Below are 15600 nucleotides of genomic sequence, written 5' to 3'. Positions count from 1 at the left end.
GTCCGCGCATCACCCGCGACCCGGGTGGGGATCGCGGCGGCGTCGAGGCGTTCCCGGATCGCGTAGGCGAGGGGTGCGGTGGTGAACAGGTGCACCCAGGCCATGCCGTCGGCGGCGGGCTCGACGTCCACCCGCCGGTCGGACGTGGAGCGACTCGTGCGGGTGGCGATGGACTCCGGGTGCAGGCGCTCTCGCAGGATGCGGGCGCGCTGTTTCAGTCGGGGCGGGGTGGAGCGTTCCGCCAACGGCAGCACCTGTTCCAGGAAGACCCGGCGGCCGGCCGCGGGGACGTCGCGGAGCTGATCGGTGATGACCTGCGCGTGCCCGGCACTGACCGTGCCCGTGGCGAGGGCGTCGAGCACGGCTGGTGCGTGGTGGACGAGGGCTTCCGCTTCGCCGATGCGGCGTTGCAGTGTGGGTTCTGAGGTGTGGGTGGCCATCGCGAGCGACGCACACATCGACCGCCGGGCCAGACTGCGTGCTTCCGCCGACGGGGTTGCCGACGGCACCACCGACGGTGCGGTCGCGTCTGCGAACGCCGCAGCCTCCGCGAGGAGCCGTGCTTCCGCGGCGTCGAGCGCTGCGCGTTGCCGGGACAGCGCCACGAAGCGGTCCGTGAATGACGCCAACCGCTCCGCGAACGCGTCCCCAGGGTGCATGCCCTGCGCGTGGTCCGTGGTCTCGGTCATGACTCCAGTCCACCATGGACCACTGACATTCGAGAGGGGCAGTCGATTGGAGGTGAGCCACGCGAGGGGCCGCCCCCTCCGGCGAGGAGAGGGCGGCGTCACCTCACCCCGGGATGGTGACCGCCGCACCACCGCCCGTGCCGAGCCCGCACGCCTCGAAGACCTCGGCGGGGGCGTCGGCCGGGATGGCGAACGCCTCTCCCTCCTTGGGGTCTGGGACGTCGAGTCCGTTGTCGCGGAAGCACTGCGCCATCTTCAGCATCTCCTCGCGGATCTCCGCATCGCTCTTGTCGCCGCCGGGAGCAGCAGGCGGCGTGCCCAACTCGTCTGAGCACTTCTGGGATGCGGTGTTCATCGCCTCGGCGTTGTCCTCGTCGAACTTCAGCGAGAGCGTGCCCTCTGCGGTCGGGTCCGGGTAGTCGATGCCCTCGCCGCGCATGCACTTGGCGTACGCGAGCTGGTAGTCCTCCCACGTGGCCTCGGTCCCGCCGGAGGGGGAGCCCTCGGCCTCAGCGTCGCCGCCCGTGCTGCAGGCGGCCAGCCCGCCGATGAGGAGCGGTACCGCCAGCAGGGCTGCGAGCACTCTCGTGCGTCCGATGGAACGAAGGGGCGTGTGATCGGTGAACATGTGATGCCTTTCTGATGTGGATGTGGATGTGGATGTGGATGCGGATGGGGAAGGTGTGGAGGTGGTCAACTGCTGAGCGCCTCGGTCGGTGGTGTGCGCGCAGCACGGATCGCGGGATACAGGCCCGCGATCGCGCCGATCGCGAGCGTCGCCCCGACCCCACCCGCAAGCACGAGCGGTGGGATCGAGACCGGCCATCCGGAGACCGTCGCCATGACGACGGTGACCGCGCTGCCGAGACCGGCACCCGCCACGCCGCCGAGCGCCGAGAGGAGGAGCGCCTCGGTGAGGAACTGCGAGCGGATGTGCCCGCGCGTCGCTCCGAGCGCTCGCCGCAGTCCGATCTCGCGACGACGCTCCAGGACCGAGATCACCATCGTGTTCGCGACGCCGATGCCGCCGACGAGCAACGCGACCGAGCCGAGCCCGAGCAGCAGGCCGGTGAACGCCTGGTCGGCTGCGTTCTTCGCAGCCAGCGCATCCGACGGACGCGACACCTCGACCTCCTCCGGCGCCTGCGGGTTCACCGTGCGACCGAGGAGCTCGCGGACCTCGCCGACGCTCTCCTCCGTGGACCGCTCGTAGATGGTCGTCGGGTTGCCCTCGAAGCCGAAGAGCGACGCGGCGATCTCCTCGCCGATGAGGGCCGAGCTGTCGAGTTCCTCGGCGAGCGCGACGGGAGCGAGGATGCCGATGACGGTGAACTGGTGATCGCCCAACCAGACGAGCCCGCCGATGGTCGTGACGCCGAGCCGTTCCGCTGCTTTCGCACCGAGGACGACGGTCGGATACGCGGCGGTGGCCCGGTTGAACCAGGAGCCGGCGACGAGTTCGCCGCCCACCACCTCGAACAGCCCGGCTGAGGCCGCGTGCACGCCGATGCCGCCGGTGCGGCCGGATTCGATGAGGGAGCTGCGGTAGATGGACTGGTCCGGCAAGCTGGCCGTCGACCCGACGTGCTGCACCCCGTCGAGCATGCCGACCTTGGCCACCGCGTTGGGCGGGAGTTTCGCCTCCTCGCCGAAGAAGCTCTGGCCGGCGCTCACCCGCAGGAGGTTCGTGCCGAGCGATTCGAGCTGTTGGTTCAGCCTGGCCTGGCTGGACGAGGAGATGCCGACCACCGCGATCATCGCGGCGATGCCGATCGCGATGCCGAGTGCCGACAGGATCGCTCTCGTCGGCCGGGCACGCAGCCCGGTCGTGCCGAGGTGCAGGACGTCGCGGGTGAGCAGTTTCGAGCGTCGGCCCGCCGCGTCCTCAGGCGCGCGTGCGAGGAGGGCGGTCATGCGGCCCTCCCGGAGTCGGAGACGACGCGGCCGTCGCGGATCGCGACGCGGCGGGGGAGCTGGGCTGCGAGTTCGACGTCGTGGGTGATGACGACGATCGTCGTACCGGACGCGTTCAGTTCGTGCAGGAGGGCCACGACGGTCGCGCCGGAGGCGGAGTCCAGATTGCCGGTCGGTTCGTCCGCGAGCAGGAGCGGCGGCTCGCCGACGACCGCCCGTGCGATGGCGACGCGTTGGCGTTCACCGCCGGACAGCTGGTTCGGTTTGTGGTCGAGCCGATGACCGAGCCCCACACGGGTGAGGGCTGCGATCGCACGCCGCCGCCGATCGGTGCGCGGGACGCCTGTGTAGACGAGCCCGTCGGCGACGTTGTCCACAGCGCTCGTGCCCTCCGCGAGGTGGAACTGCTGGAACACGAAGCCGATGCGATGTGCGCGGAGCGCCGACAGTCTGGCGTCGGAGAGACGCCCGACGTCCTCGCCGTCGATGAACGCCGAACCGGTGCTCGGTCGGTCGAGCGTGCCGATGAGGTTGAGCATGGTCGACTTCCCCGATCCGCTCGGGCCGACGATGGCGACGAACTCTCCGTCGTCGATCGTCAGCTCGACCTCGGAGAGTGCGTGCACGGGTGGGCTGCCGTAGCTGCGACCGACGCCGTCGAGGCGGACGATGTGGGTCGCCCCGACGTGATCGCGCGTCATGATTCCGGCACCACGACGTCGTCGCCGGCGTCGATTCCGTCACCGGTGATCTCGACTCTGCCGTCGGCGAAGAGCCCTGTCGTGACGGGAACGCGCTTCGTCGTTCCATCGGAGCCGACGACCTCGAGGCCGAACGTCTCGGAATCGAGTGCGACGAGCGCCTCCACCGGGACCGAGAGCACGTCCTCCCGTCGCTCCGAAGGGAAGCCGACGGTCACGGTGCTGCGTTGCAGGTCCGCTGCGGCGGCGGGATCGTCCAGCGCGACGGTGACGGGGATGACCACGGACTTCTGCCCGTTCGACTCCCGTTCGGTGGGGACGCCGACGGCGGTGATCGTGCCGGTCGTGCTCGTGCCGCCGGGCAGCGAGACGGAGACCGGGGCGCCGGCCACCGCGAGGCGCTGATCGGCGAGTCCCAGTTCGACCTCGACCCGCTTCTCGAGCGAGGTCACCGACAGCACCGTGCCGCCGGGGGCGACCTGGCTGCCGACGCCGGCCTCCTCCGCCCCGACTCGGACGTCTCCGACCATGAAGACGACCGAGCCGAGCTCGAGCCGGCCGGTCTCCTCGACGCCGAGGGCCTTCTGCCATTCCTCGATCGCTCGTTCAGTGGATGCTGCGAACTCGTGGTCGGGGGTGCGGTCGAAGTAGCCGAGCGCGGCGAGGCTCATCTCCAACTGCAGGACGTCGGGGCCGTCGTCCATCCCCAGGCCGAACGCGCGCCACGCGGGCAGCGGGCCGTGCAGCAGCGGCACCGGGACGTTGTCGATCCAGTAGAGGCCGCTGCCGAGGGAGACCTGGCTGCCGACCGCGGCAGTCGCCGTGATCGTTCCCGCCGATCCCGCCGCGATGTCACGCTTGTCGGCGTAGTCGAGGGTGCCCTGGGCTTGGCTGACACCGGACAGCGTCCCGCGCTCGACCTGTGCGGTACCGGTCCGCACGGCCGGTCCGTCGTCGGCTTCAGCCGCAGCGGGCCCCTGCTGGACGACGACCGACGCGGTCACGCCACCGGCGATGAGGAGGGCGCCGATGGCGAGTCCGGCGACCAGCCCCCGGCGACGACGAGGGTGGGCGGTGTCGGGGTCGAGCATCGAATGCTCGTCGAGGGGTGTGTTCATGCTGATCCTTACGCTGACGCCGCGGTGTACCCGGCGGCTGTCATCCAGCTGACCTCCTCGGCGGTTGCGGCAGCGTCAACGGTTTTGCAGACGTTTTCGAAAGGTGTGCGCTCGGTTCCGGCCGCCGGGCGCATTCCCAGGCCCCGCCCTGCAGCCTTTACGTTTCGTGAACACCGCATCTGTTTGACTGATACACCGAACGATCAGATGGACGTCATGTGGTCTGGATCATGAGGAGGAATCGCCGTGCGAGTGCTGATTGCGGAGGACGAGGTGTATCTCGCGCGGGCGATCCGTACCGGGCTCGAACAGGAGGCGATCGCGTCGGACATCGTCCACGACGGTACGAGTGCACTCGAAGCCGTGACGGTGACCGACTACGACGTGCTCGTGCTCGACCGCGACCTCCCCGGGACGCACGGCGACGAGGTGTGCCGTCGGGTCGTCGAGGACCACCCCGAGATCCGCGTCCTCATGCTCACCGCGGCACGACGGCTCGACGACAAGGTCTCGGGCCTGCGGATCGGTGCCGACGACTACCTGGCGAAGCCGTTCGAGTTCCCTGAACTCGTCGCGCGCCTCCGCGCGCTGGCCAGGCGCACCACCGATGCGAGGCCGCCGGTGCTCGAACGGGCGGGTATCCGCCTCGACCCCTTCCGCCGCGAGGTCACCAGGGACGGTGCCTACGTCCGCCTGTCGCGCAAGGAGTTCGCCGTGCTCGAGCAGCTGCTGCTCGCCGGCGGCGGCGTCGTGAGCGCGGAGATGCTGCTCGAGAAGGCGTGGGACGAACGTGCCGATCCCTTCACGAACACGATCCGCGTCACGGTCTCCAACCTGCGCCGTCGGCTCGGATCGCCGTGGGTGATCCAGACCGTCCCGGGCAGCGGCTACCGGATCGATGAGGCGGTGACGTGAGGGTGGACGCGGACCGTGCCGCCCTGCACGGACGCCCTCGTCGCCTCACCGTCCGGGCGCGGCTCACCCTCACCTACACGGCGCTCTTCACCGTCGCGGGCGCGATCATGCTCGGCGGCATCTACCTGTTCATGCGCTACGTGCCGACCTACGCGATCCGCTCGGTGACGGTCGACGCGACGACTGCGACGGCTGCCACGCAGTTCTCGCAGACCCAGCCCTCGGACGACACCAGCGTCGGTCTCGCTCTGCCGACCAGCGGTTCCGCGGCACTCGTCGTGTCCGATCAGTCCGACATCCTCAACACCCTGCTCATCGCTTCGGCGGTGATCCTCCTCGTCCTCGCGGCGCTCAGCGCATGGGCGGGTTGGATCATCTCGGGGCGCATGCTCAAACCACTCCACGAGATCAGCATCGCCGCGCAGCGTGCCGCCACGGGCGCGTTCGACCACCGCGTCGCCCTCGCCGGGCCGCGCGACGAGATCACGGAGCTCTCCGACACGTTCGACCACATGCTGGAACGCCTCGGGCGGTCCTTCCACGCCCATCGCCGGTTCGCCGCGAACGCCTCTCACGAACTCCGTACGCCGCTCGCGACGACGCAGACCATGCTCGACGTCGCCGCTCGTGACACCCGACTCGATGCCGACATGCGCGACCTCGTCGTGCGGCTCCGTGAGACGAACACCCGCAGCATCCAGACCGTCGAAGCCATCCTCGACCTCGCCGACCTCACCCACGAGGAGCTCGAGACGACGAGATGCGACGCGGGCGAGGCCGTCGAGGCGGCCGTCGCGGACATTCGGGGCGAGGCGACCGCCCGGCGGATCGACGTCCAGGTCGACACGAGACGCGCGCCCCTCGACGCCGACCCTCGCCTCCTCGCCCAGCTGCTCGGGAACCTCCTGCGGAACGCCGTCCGGCACAACGTCGAGGGCGGGCAGATCGTCGTGCGCGCGGGAGTCACCGGCGGGCCGGACGGAGGGCGTGCGGTCGTCACCATCACCAACACGGGCGCCGTCGTGCCGCAACATCGCCTCACGAGACTCGTCGAGCCGTTCTACCGCGATGTCGGACGGGTGACCTCCGGGGAGCTCGGGTCGCGCGGGCTCGGTCTGGCGATCGTCGACAGCATCGTGGTCGCCCACGAAGGCACGCTCGACATCGCCGCCAACCACGACGGTGGGCTGCGCGTGCGTGTGGAGTTCCCGCGCGTGTGAGGGCTCGGGCTGCGGGGTATCGCGGGCGTATGCAGCGCAGCAGACGACCACGAAACGGCCCGAATGCTGGGATGGGACAGCGATCGACACCGGTCGCGCCTCAGAAAGGACCCTCCCCATGCGCAGCACCCCGCTCGTCGCCCTGTCCATCCTCGCGCTCGCGCTCGGGCTGACCGCCTGCTCGCCGGGCTCTGCCGACCCCGGCGCCGGCGGCGAGCAGACGGGGGCCTCCTACGACGACGCCTTCGACGACTACCAGATCGGCTTGGCGGCGTGCATGCGCGATCGAGGGATCGACGTCGAGGATCCGGATCCGGGGACCGCCATCACCCTCGACGGTGACGCCTCATTCGACGCCTACGATGCGTGTGCGGCAGAGCTCGGCCCGCCGCCGGTGAACCCGGACCAGCCGACCCGGAAGGAGATCGCAGACGACTTCCGTGAGCGCGCCCAGTGCCTCCGCGACAAGGGCTTCGACGTCCCCGACCCCGCCGCCGACGGAACGTGGGAGCTCCCAGAAGAACTGTTCGACGAGGCGAGGGCGTGCGCCGTGTGATGGCGGCCTCCAGAGCAGCGCCCGTGCGAGCCCGCTGCCGACGTGCCGGCTGGTCAGGCCTCCGCGAAGAGCGGCGTGAGGAACCGGCGTTCGTAGCGACGGATGCAGCGAGTCGTCTTGGCGTACTCGTAGGCGGCGATGCACTCCGGGTCGGTGGTCGAGGCCAACCGGTACTGCTCGTAGGCGGCGAGGGACGCGAAGGTGAAGAGCGCGAACGCCTCATCGCTGTCGCCCTCGCTCGGCAGGAAGTAGCCGTGATGGGTGCCGCCGAAGCGTTCGACGAGGACGATCCAGCGCCGCCCGTACTCGCGGAACGCCTCCGCCTGGTCCGGGTCGATCTCGTAGCGCAGGTGGATGGTGATCATGGGCTACGGCTTCCACACCATGAGGACGGTGACGACCACGAGCAGGATGGCGACGATCCCCGAACCGGCACTGATCCGCGCTGAACCACCGGTCGCGCCGTTCGCCGCGCGCTTCATCGCCGGAACCACGAGGACGAGGCTCAGGACGACGGCGGCGACCGACAGGATGATCGAGGTGAGCACCCACGGAGTCGTGACCGACAGCTCGTACTTCGGGTCGGCGAGCCCGACGAGCCCGAACCCGAGGACGATGACCGCCAGCGTGAGGTAGCTGAAGATGGCGGTCGACGTGGCGAGCGTCGCGACCTGGGCCGAGTTGCCCGCACGAACCGCTCGCATGGCCGACATCGGCAGGATCGCCATGGGCCCGACGATGAAGACGGCGCCCACGACATGCAGGATCGAGAAGACGGTTTCCATACGCCAAGCCTAGCGAAGCCGTGCGGCCTGCTGGGGGAGCGAGCGTCCCTGCCGACAGCGTCGACCTCTGCTCCTGCTCCGATCGCGAACCGCAGTGGAGGCTGTGCCGTCCCGTGGGACGTCAGACACGGGCAGTCCTGCAGGTCCGCGCTGATCCTGGGCACACCTGACTAGTCTCCGGCCCACCGTGGACCGGGCCGTCGATCCCGCAGCGCGAGCGTCTGGAGTCACGCCCGTCGCTCAGTACTCGAAGACGAGACGGGCGAGGACCTTGCCTGAGAGCACCTCGGCGATGGCCTCGTTGACCTGCTCGAGTCTCCGTGTCTCCGCGATGATCCTCGTGTGGCCCGCGGCGTGGAGGGCGAACACCTCTGCGAGATCCTGCCGCGTGCCGACGATGGATCCGATGATCGAGATGCCCTTCAGCACCGTCTCGAAGATCGAGACGCTCATCTCCTGGTCGGCCGGCAGCGCGACGCAGATGAGTCGCCCGCCACGGTTGAGCGAGGAGAATGCCTGTTCGAACACTCGAGGTGAGGCGGCGAGGACGACCGCGACGTCTGCGCCGCCCAGCGCCTGGATCGCCGCGACCGGATCGACCTTCGCCGCGTTCACGACGTGCTCGGCGCCCAGCTCCGTCGCCAGGTCGAGTTTCTCATCCTCGATGTCCACGGCGATGACCGAGCCCCCGACGATGCGGGCGTACTGCACCGCGAGATGGCCGAGCCCGCCGACACCGAAGACCGCGACGCGCTCGGTCGGCTGCACGTGCGCCACTTTGATGGCCTTGTACGTCGTCACCCCGGCACAACTGAGTGGTGCGGCGTCGAGAGAGCTCAGCCCGTCGGGAACGGGCACGACGAAGCGCGCGCTGGCGACCGCGTACTCAGCGAAGGCACCGTCGATCGAGTAGCCGCTGTTCTGCTGGCGCTCGCACAGCGTCTCCCGGCCGTCGATGCAGAACCGGCATTCGCCGCACGCGGAGCCGAGCCACGGGATCGCGACGCGTTCGCCGACGGTGCGTTCGGTCACACCGGATCCCAGTTCCTCGACGATACCGATGCCCTCATGTCCGGGCACGAACGGCGGCTGCGGCTTCACCGGCCAGTCGCCGTGTGCCGCGTGAATGTCCGTGTGGCAGAGGCCACACGTCTCGAGGCGGATCAGCACCTGGCCCGCCCCTGGCTGCGGGACTGCACGCTCCTGGATTTCCAGGGGTGCGGTGAACGAGGTGACGACGGCGGCTTTCATGGGGAATCCTTCGTGCAGCGGACGGGATCGGTTCGATCGGGGCCGGAGGGCCCTCTGCGATCACCCTGCTTCACGTGCGGTCGATCCGGTGGGCCGAACGTCCTCCGGGGATCGACGGACGCAGGCGGAGACTCACGCCCGTCTTCCCCTGACCGCAGAGGGCGGAGCAGGAGCACGCGCCCATGGTGGTCCGTCGACGGACGCCCGGCGATGCCGGGCGTCCGTAGCTATGCGACGGGTGTGGGCTGCTCGGGGGCCGGTACCTGGCCGGGCAGGATGTCGAGCGGCATCGTCCGAGTGTCGATGAGGGGGTTGTCGTCCTGGCCCTCGACGAGTTCGACCGCCTCCGCCTTCGTCTCGACGGTCGGCACCGAGCCGATGAGCGGACGACGCGCGGACTCCTTCATGGTGACCACCGCGACACCGGCGACCGCCGCGAAGAACATGATGTAGAACGCCGGCATGTACGTGTTGCCGGTGAGTTGGATCAGGAACTCGCTGAAGAGCGGTGTCGTGCCGCCGAAGAGCGACACCGACAGGTTGAACGCGATCGCCATCGCCCCGAAACGCGAAGCGGTGGGGAAGAACGCGGGCAGCGACGCGGCGGAGGGACCGGCCCACAGCGCCACCGGGCCCGCGATCATGACGAGCGCGATCATGATCGACCAGACCTCACCGATCTGCATCACCGCGAACGCCGGCACCATGAGGACGAGCGTCGCGACGACGGCCATCAGATACACGGGTTTCCGGCCGAGCTTGTCGGAGAGGTGGCCGACGAGTGGCAGGCACGCGGACATCACGAGCAGCACCGGGATGGTCGAGACGGCGGCGGTGATGTTGGAGACGCCCACATCCTTCTCCAGGTAGGTCGGCAGATAACTCGTGAGGGCATAGCCGGCGGTCTGGGTGGCGGCGACGATCGCCATCGCAATGAGGATCTGGCGCCAGTAGTGACGGAAGATGCCGCCGATGCCCTGGCGGGCCATCGGGTCCGCGCTCGCCGCGTCGGTTCCGCCGGCGTTCTCCGCCACCTCGTAGGCGGGGGTCTCCGGGATCTTGAGGCGGAACCACACCGCGACAGCCCCGAGGGGCAGGGCGATGAGGAACGGGATGCGCCAGCCGAACTCGACCATCCCGTTCGAGCCGGCCAGGGACTCGACGATGAGGGTGGTGACGGCCACCGTGCCGGCGCCGGCGGCGAAGCCGACGTAGGAGCCGACATCGAGCCAGGACGCCCAGAACCCGCGACGACGGTCGGGGGAGAACTCGGCCACGTAGGTGGCGGCACCGGCGTACTCACCACCGGTGGAGAAGCCCTGGATCATCTTGAGCAGGTAGAGCGGTGCGATCGCCCAGAGGCCGATCTGCGCGGCCGTCGGCAGGACACCGATGAGCGCGGTCGCGGCCGCCATCATCGACATCGTGAGGAAGAGGATCTTCTTCCGGCCCAACTTGTCGCCGAGCGGGCCGAGGATCGCGCCACCCAGAGGGCGGACGAGGAAGGACACGGCGAACCCGAACAGGGTCACGAGGATGCCCGCCTCGGGCGGCAGGCCCTCGGTGAAGACGACCGTCATCGTGACGGCGAGGTAGCCGTAGATCCCGAAGTCGAACCACTCCATGAAGTTGCCGACGACGGTTCCGGAGATCGCGGTCCGGATCCTGGACCGCTTCACGACGAGGACGTCGTCGACGCGCAGTCGCCTGGTCTTCCGGACGGGCTTCCGACCGGCTCTGGGGGTGGTGGTGTTGGTGGACGGTGATGCACTCTTGTCGCTGGAGTTCACAAGTACTCCTCGTTTCCTGGCAGTCGTGTTGAATCGTTCGGCACTCGCGTGATCGCTCAGTGCCCGAGAAAAACGCCGGAGGCGGGCCTCGCGCACTGGCACGGAGCTCGGGAGCTTCACGTCGTGCGGCGGGCCCAGCCGTCATCGGCTTGGGACGGGAAGCGACGATACCAGGTGTTCGAGCGGGCGTCTCCCCGAGCGGCTGGGCACCGGACTGTGTTATGGGAGCTGCCCCGCACACCCGTCCACGTGCCCCGCGACCTGTGAACCGACCTGGGAACCGACGGGCCCGAAGGTGTCGTCCAGGGCGGCCGCGAGGTCCCGGATGAGGTCTGCCGTGTCTTCCAGGCCGACCGAGAGTCGCAGGTGTCCGTACCGCCGGAAGGGCTCTGGATAGGTGGCCACGCGCCCGCCCTCCGTGCCGGTGTGCACGATGAGGGAGTCGTCGTGACCGAGGGAGAAACCGGAGGTGATCAGGGAGAGGTTCGCGACAAACCGGTTCTGGGCGTCCGGGTCGCCGTCGACGGCGAAGGCGATCATCGCACCGAACCCACGGCCGCCGAACTGGCGGGCGGCGAGCTCATGGTCCGGATGCGATCGGAGTCCTGGATAGGCGATGAAGGCGATCCGCGGGTCGGCCTCGAGGAACTCCGCGATCTCCTGCGCTGAAGCGAGGTGTTGGCGCAGGCGAAGCGGCAGGGTCACGGAGCCTCGCTGGATCTGCCAGGCGTTGAACGGGGAGATGACTCCGCCGACGTCGACCATCGCGTCCGCCTTGATCGGCTCAATCAGTGCGTGGCTACCCACCACGGCGCCGCCCATGGCGTCGCCGTGCCCGTTGATGTACTTCGTGAGGGAGTGGACGACGAGGTCCGCGCCGTCGGCGAGCGGCCGGTAGAACGGCGGCGGTGTGTAGGTGGAGTCAACGAGGAGGATCGCTCCCGCCGCATGCGCGATGTCCGCGATGGCCCGGACGTCGGCGACGCTGTTGGTGGGGTTGGCGATCGCTTCGATGCAGACGAGTTTCGTCTCCGGGCGCATGGCCGCTCGGACGGCGTCGTGGTCACCGATGTCGACGAAGGTCGCCTCGATGCCGTACCGCCCCGGGAGCAACTCGGTCCAGAGGCGCCAGGTGGCCTCGTAGGTGACGTCGCTGACGACGACGTGGTCGCCGACCCGGACGTGGGTGAAGAACACCGCGTGGAGGGCGGCGACCCCGCTGGCGAGCGCGACGGCGTCCTCGCCGCCCTCCAACGCTGCGAGCTTGTCCTGCAGCGCTGCCTGGTTCACCCCGGTGTTCCGCGTGTACAGGCCCCCGGTGGTCGCGGACCAACTGATCTCGCTCGGGTCCGCCGGAAGCGCGTAGGAGTTCGCCATCACGAGCGGGGTGCGCAAGGCCTTCGTGCTGTCGAGTCGGTTGCCGCCATGGACGGCGAGGCTCAGTTCGGACAGCGTGCGGGGGTCGGCGCGATCTGGTCGGCTCGTCATCGTGGTCCTCTCGGTGGTGCGGCATTGCGTGGTCGGTTCCCTCTGGGGCACCGATGGCCTACGCTAACGTGCATCCTAAGCATTTACAATTGTCTTTCATGCACGAAGGAGTGATGCTGATGGCGCTGCATCTCGACGACATCGACCGGGAGATCCTCGCCGCGCTGACGAGCGACGCCAGGGTCCCCCTCGTCACCCTCGCGGCGCGCGTGCACCTGTCGCGGAACGCCGTCAAGCAGCGGATCGACCGCATGGAGCGGGACCGGGTGATCGCCGGCTACACCCTCGTGCGCGGGACGCCGGCCGGCAACGCGGTCACCGCCGTGGTCATGGTGTACCGCACCGATCGCATGCGTGGTGCGGGCGTGGTGTCGGCGCTGTCCCGGATCACCGAGGTGGTGCGCTGCGACATCCTCTCGGGCGAGTTCGACCTCCTCGTCACCGTGACCGCGGAGTCGATGGACCGACTCGGTCAGATCTGGGAGGAGATCGCCGCGCTTCCCGGCGTGGACAACACCGTCACGTCGGTCTCGCTGGCACGCGTGATCGATCGGCGCTGACCCGCCGGGCCTGCAGGGCGTTGCCGCCCGGTCGGCCCGGCTGGGCTCACGCGTTCACGCAGACGACCTTCGGCTGCGTCATCTCCTCGTAGGCGAACCGCACGCCCTCTCGCCCCATGCTCCCGTACTTCGCCCCACCGAAGGGCATGCTGTCGATCCGGTAGTCGGAGGAGTCGTTGATCATGACACCGCCGCACTCCAGTCGCTCGGAGACCTGCATCGCGCGCGCGAGGTCGGCCGTGAACGTGGCGGTGTGAAGCGCGAACTCCGTCTCATTGGCCTGCTCGACGGCCTCGTCCTCCGTGTCGAAGGGGGCGAGGACGACCACCGGAGCGAACGCCTCGTCGGACCACAGCTCCGACGACCGCCCGACCCCCTCCATGACGGTCGGCCAGTAGAGCGACCCAGCCCGCCGATGGCCGGTGAGCACCCGACCTCCTGCGGCGATCGCGTCGGCGACCAGTGCCTCGACGCGGGTCGCCGCCTCCGGGCTGATCATCGGGCCGACGTCGGTCGACTCCTCGGCGGGATCACCGGCGACGAGCAGGGCGGTCCGGGTGGCGAACCGGTCCCTGAACGCCTCGTACACGCTGCGCTCGATCAGGATGCGCTGCGTGCCGACACAGTTCTGGCCCGCCGCCCAGAAGGCTCCCGAGACGCACGCCTCGACCGCCGCGTCGATGTCGGCATCGGCGAAGACGATGACGGGAGCGTTCCCGCCGAGCTCCATCGCGAGCCGCTTCACCCCGGCGACCCGCGCGATGGCCTCGCCGGTCGCGAACCCGCCGGTGAACGACACCATCCGCACCTCGCGCACCTCGACCAGTGCGCGGGCGAGGTCCCGGTCGCCATGGACGATGGTGACGATCTCGTCCGGCAGGCCGGCGTCGACGAGCAGTTCGACGAGGAATCGGGCCGTGAGCGGTGTGAGCTGCGACGGCTTGAGGATCACGGAGTTCCCCGCGGCGATCGCCGGCCCGATCTTGTGGGCGACGAGATTGAGTGCGTCGTTGTACGGCGTGATCGCCAGGATGATCCCGAGCGGCTCGCGGGTGAACCATCCGCGGCGGTTCTCGGAACCCTCGAAGGCGTCGAACGCGATCATCTCGCCGGGTGTGGAACGGGCCGCCTCCGCAGAGAGGGACAGGGTCATCGTCGCGCGGCGGACCTCCTTCCGCGCCTGCCGGATGGTCTTGCCCGCCTCGCGCACGATGAGTCGCGCGGCGCGCTCGGAACGCTCCTCGAGCAGCCTCGCAGCCCGTTCGAGCACCTCGTGCCGGGCGAACCGGGAGAGCGATCGCGAGGCGCGGAACCCCGTCCGCGCCCGCTCGACGATCTGCTCGACGTCGCTCGCGGTGCTCTGGCCGACCGTGCCGATCTGGGTCTGGTCGAACGGGTTGCGCACGACGAGCGGGGGAGCGGTCTGCGTGGAACGCTGCAGCGTCGTCACCGTGGCGCTCACTGCTCGGACCCTGCGGCGACGCGGCTCGTGGCGTGGATCGCGATGATGTCGCTGAGCAGGGCGTAGGCGGTCTCCGTGCGCCCGGCGCCCGGGCCGCTCACCGTGACGGTGCCGACGAGATCGGTTTCGAAGGCGATCGCATTGGTGGCGCCGGAGATGCTCGCGAGCGGGTGCTCGGCGTGCAGCGCCACCGGTGCGACGCTCGCCGTGATGTGCCCTGCTTCGTCCCGACTCGCCGAACCGACGAGCTTCCAATGCTCCCCCTTCGCCAGGGCGGTCCGGATGTCGTCGGGGGTCACCGACGAGAGGCCGCGACGCTCGACGTCCGCAGTGGTGACGTCACCGCCGAGGATCTCGTTCGCGAGGATCGCCACCTTGAGCTGGACGTCCCACCCCTCGATGTCGGCGGTGGGGTCGGCCTCCGCGTAACCCAGGGCCTGTGCTTCGGAGATCGCGTCCTCGAGGTTGGCCCCGGCCTCCATGCGGCCGAGGACGAAGTTGCTCGTGCCGTTGAGGATGCCCTGGACGGCGGTGATGCGGAGTCCCTGCATCGTCTGCGTCGCCAGACGCAGCACCGGGGTGCCGCTCATGACCGCGCCCTCGTACTCGAATCGGACGCCGTTCGCGGCCGCAATCCCCTGCAGCTCAGCGCCGGCGAGGGCGACGGGGCCCTTGTTCGTCGTCGTGACATGCTTGCCGGACTCCAGGGCGGCTCGCACGTGGGAGATCGCCGGTTCGCCGTCGACCGGGTTCGTGAACGTGGCTTCGACGACGATGTCGGCCGTGGTGTTCCGGATCACGTAGTCGTTGTGGAGGCTCGCGTAGCCCCCGTCCCAGTCGGCGAAGGTGCCCTCCCTCATCGCGAGGACGGCGGGGAGGTTGATGCCGTCAGCCTGCATCAGCGAACCGAGGCGGAGGTCGGTGATCGCGACAACGCGCAGGCTGAAGCCGAGGTCCTCTGCCAGCTCGTCGCCGCGGTTCGCGATGATCTCGGCGAGGGCGCGGTTGACGCCGCCGAAGCCGATCAGGGCCAGGTCGTAGTGGTTCATGGGGGCTCCTCGAAGGTGGTGGATGCCGAACAGCCTGCGGCGGAGGCGTGTTCGCCGTCGCATGTCGGAATGGTCGTCGGACTGGTCATTCCGTCGGTCGCG

Annotated in this window: 16 protein-coding genes; 4 read left to right on the top strand and 12 right to left on the bottom strand. The window is 69.4% G+C overall.

What is annotated here, in order from left to right:
- The 5 genes from KXS11_RS15470 to KXS11_RS15450 all read right to left on the bottom strand — a co-directional run.
- On the bottom strand, positions 1-689 hold a 689-nt coding region (locus tag KXS11_RS15470), incomplete at its 3' end, for a DUF222 domain-containing protein (RefSeq protein WP_437386505.1).
- A gap of 103 nt (positions 690-792) precedes the next feature.
- A complete protein-coding gene (locus tag KXS11_RS15465; RefSeq protein WP_437386504.1) occupies positions 793-1317 on the bottom strand; it encodes a hypothetical protein in 525 nt (174 codons plus the stop codon).
- A gap of 65 nt (positions 1318-1382) precedes the next feature.
- Positions 1383-2603, bottom strand: coding sequence for an ABC transporter permease (locus KXS11_RS15460; protein WP_437386503.1), 1221 nt, complete (start codon positions 2601-2603; stop codon positions 1383-1385).
- Positions 2600-3304 (bottom strand): ABC transporter ATP-binding protein, encoded by a 705-nt coding sequence (locus KXS11_RS15455; RefSeq protein WP_437386502.1) that lies wholly within the window; start codon positions 3302-3304, stop codon positions 2600-2602. The genes KXS11_RS15460 and KXS11_RS15455 overlap by 4 nt, the downstream gene beginning before the upstream one ends.
- Positions 3301-4422 carry a peptidoglycan-binding protein gene (locus KXS11_RS15450; RefSeq protein ID WP_437386501.1) on the bottom strand — a complete coding sequence of 374 codons (1122 nt, stop codon included), beginning with the start codon at positions 4420-4422 and terminating at the stop codon, positions 3301-3303. The genes KXS11_RS15455 and KXS11_RS15450 overlap by 4 nt, the downstream gene beginning before the upstream one ends.
- A gap of 246 nt (positions 4423-4668) precedes the next feature.
- On the opposite strand from KXS11_RS15450, the gene KXS11_RS15445 reads away from it, so the two are divergent.
- The 3 genes from KXS11_RS15445 to KXS11_RS15435 all read left to right on the top strand — a co-directional run bounded on the left by KXS11_RS15445 (position 4669) and on the right by KXS11_RS15435 (position 7113).
- Positions 4669-5337 (top strand): response regulator transcription factor, encoded by a 669-nt coding sequence (locus KXS11_RS15445; RefSeq protein ID WP_437386500.1) that lies wholly within the window; start codon positions 4669-4671, stop codon positions 5335-5337.
- Complete coding sequence (locus KXS11_RS15440; protein ID WP_437386499.1) at positions 5334-6557, top strand: sensor histidine kinase; 1224 nt, start codon at positions 5334-5336, stop codon at positions 6555-6557. Before KXS11_RS15445 ends, KXS11_RS15440 begins: the two co-directional genes overlap by 4 nt.
- A 118-nt stretch (positions 6558-6675) precedes the next feature.
- Entirely contained in the window at positions 6676-7113 is a 438-nt protein-coding gene (locus KXS11_RS15435; RefSeq protein WP_437386498.1) for a hypothetical protein, read from the top strand.
- A 53-nt stretch (positions 7114-7166) separates the two neighbouring features.
- Here KXS11_RS15435 and KXS11_RS15430 read toward each other — a convergent pair whose 3' ends face one another.
- The 5 genes from KXS11_RS15430 to KXS11_RS15410 all read right to left on the bottom strand — a co-directional run bounded on the left by KXS11_RS15430 (position 7167) and on the right by KXS11_RS15410 (position 12427).
- Positions 7167-7478: an NIPSNAP family protein gene (locus KXS11_RS15430; RefSeq protein WP_437386497.1), complete on the bottom strand. Its 312-nt coding sequence runs from the start codon at positions 7476-7478 to the stop codon at positions 7167-7169.
- A 3-nt stretch (positions 7479-7481) separates the two neighbouring features.
- On the bottom strand, positions 7482-7898 hold the full coding sequence (locus KXS11_RS15425) for a DUF2269 family protein (protein ID WP_437386496.1): 417 nt from the start codon (positions 7896-7898) through the stop codon (positions 7482-7484).
- 240 nt (positions 7899-8138) lie between these two features.
- Entirely contained in the window at positions 8139-9149 is a 1011-nt protein-coding gene (adhP, locus tag KXS11_RS15420; protein WP_437386495.1) for an alcohol dehydrogenase AdhP, read from the bottom strand.
- 227 nt (positions 9150-9376) lie between these two features.
- On the bottom strand, positions 9377-10852 hold the full coding sequence (locus KXS11_RS15415; protein WP_437386516.1) for an MFS transporter: 1476 nt from the start codon (positions 10850-10852) through the stop codon (positions 9377-9379).
- Positions 10853-11158: 306 nt separating this feature from the next.
- Positions 11159-12427: a trans-sulfuration enzyme family protein gene (locus KXS11_RS15410; protein WP_437386494.1), complete on the bottom strand. Its 1269-nt coding sequence runs from the start codon at positions 12425-12427 to the stop codon at positions 11159-11161.
- A gap of 98 nt (positions 12428-12525) precedes the next feature.
- On the opposite strand from KXS11_RS15410, the gene KXS11_RS15405 reads away from it, so the two are divergent.
- Entirely contained in the window at positions 12526-12987 is a 462-nt protein-coding gene (locus KXS11_RS15405; RefSeq protein WP_437386493.1) for an Lrp/AsnC family transcriptional regulator, read from the top strand.
- A 46-nt stretch (positions 12988-13033) separates the two neighbouring features.
- Here KXS11_RS15405 and KXS11_RS15400 read toward each other — a convergent pair whose 3' ends face one another.
- A complete protein-coding gene (locus KXS11_RS15400) occupies positions 13034-14449 on the bottom strand; it encodes an aldehyde dehydrogenase family protein (RefSeq protein WP_437386492.1) in 1416 nt (471 codons plus the stop codon).
- Positions 14446-15498, bottom strand: coding sequence for a homoserine dehydrogenase (locus tag KXS11_RS15395; RefSeq protein WP_437386491.1), 1053 nt, complete (start codon positions 15496-15498; stop codon positions 14446-14448). Before KXS11_RS15395 ends, KXS11_RS15400 begins: the two co-directional genes overlap by 4 nt.
- Positions 15499-15600 lie beyond the last annotated feature (102 nt).

Origin of the sequence: Plantibacter flavus (genome assembly GCF_051487245.1) — a bacterium.
Taxonomy (GTDB): Bacteria; Actinomycetota; Actinomycetes; order Actinomycetales; family Microbacteriaceae; genus Plantibacter; species Plantibacter flavus_B.
The sequence above is the reverse complement of the archived record's forward strand: the minus strand, read 5'-3'. Positions and strand labels throughout refer to the sequence as shown.

Excerpts from the sequence above, each read along its gene's own strand:
- KXS11_RS15410 (WP_437386494.1), bottom strand. The coding sequence starts at position 12,427 with ATGACGAGCCGACCAGATCGCGCCGACCCCCGCACGCTGTCCGAACTG.
- KXS11_RS15405 (WP_437386493.1), top strand. The coding sequence starts at position 12,526 with ATGCACGAAGGAGTGATGCTGATGGCGCTGCATCTCGACGACATCGAC.
- KXS11_RS15450 (WP_437386501.1), bottom strand. The coding sequence starts at position 4,422 with ATGAACACACCCCTCGACGAGCATTCGATGCTCGACCCCGACACCGCC.
- KXS11_RS15425 (WP_437386496.1), bottom strand. The coding sequence starts at position 7,898 with ATGGAAACCGTCTTCTCGATCCTGCATGTCGTGGGCGCCGTCTTCATC.
- KXS11_RS15395 (WP_437386491.1), bottom strand. The coding sequence starts at position 15,498 with ATGAACCACTACGACCTGGCCCTGATCGGCTTCGGCGGCGTCAACCGC.
- adhP (WP_437386495.1), bottom strand. The coding sequence starts at position 9,149 with ATGAAAGCCGCCGTCGTCACCTCGTTCACCGCACCCCTGGAAATCCAG.
- KXS11_RS15430 (WP_437386497.1), bottom strand. The coding sequence starts at position 7,478 with ATGATCACCATCCACCTGCGCTACGAGATCGACCCGGACCAGGCGGAG.
- KXS11_RS15460 (WP_437386503.1), bottom strand. The coding sequence starts at position 2,603 with ATGACCGCCCTCCTCGCACGCGCGCCTGAGGACGCGGCGGGCCGACGC.
- KXS11_RS15435 (WP_437386498.1), top strand. The coding sequence starts at position 6,676 with ATGCGCAGCACCCCGCTCGTCGCCCTGTCCATCCTCGCGCTCGCGCTC.
- KXS11_RS15455 (WP_437386502.1), bottom strand. The coding sequence starts at position 3,304 with ATGACGCGCGATCACGTCGGGGCGACCCACATCGTCCGCCTCGACGGC.
- KXS11_RS15465 (WP_437386504.1), bottom strand. The coding sequence starts at position 1,317 with ATGTTCACCGATCACACGCCCCTTCGTTCCATCGGACGCACGAGAGTG.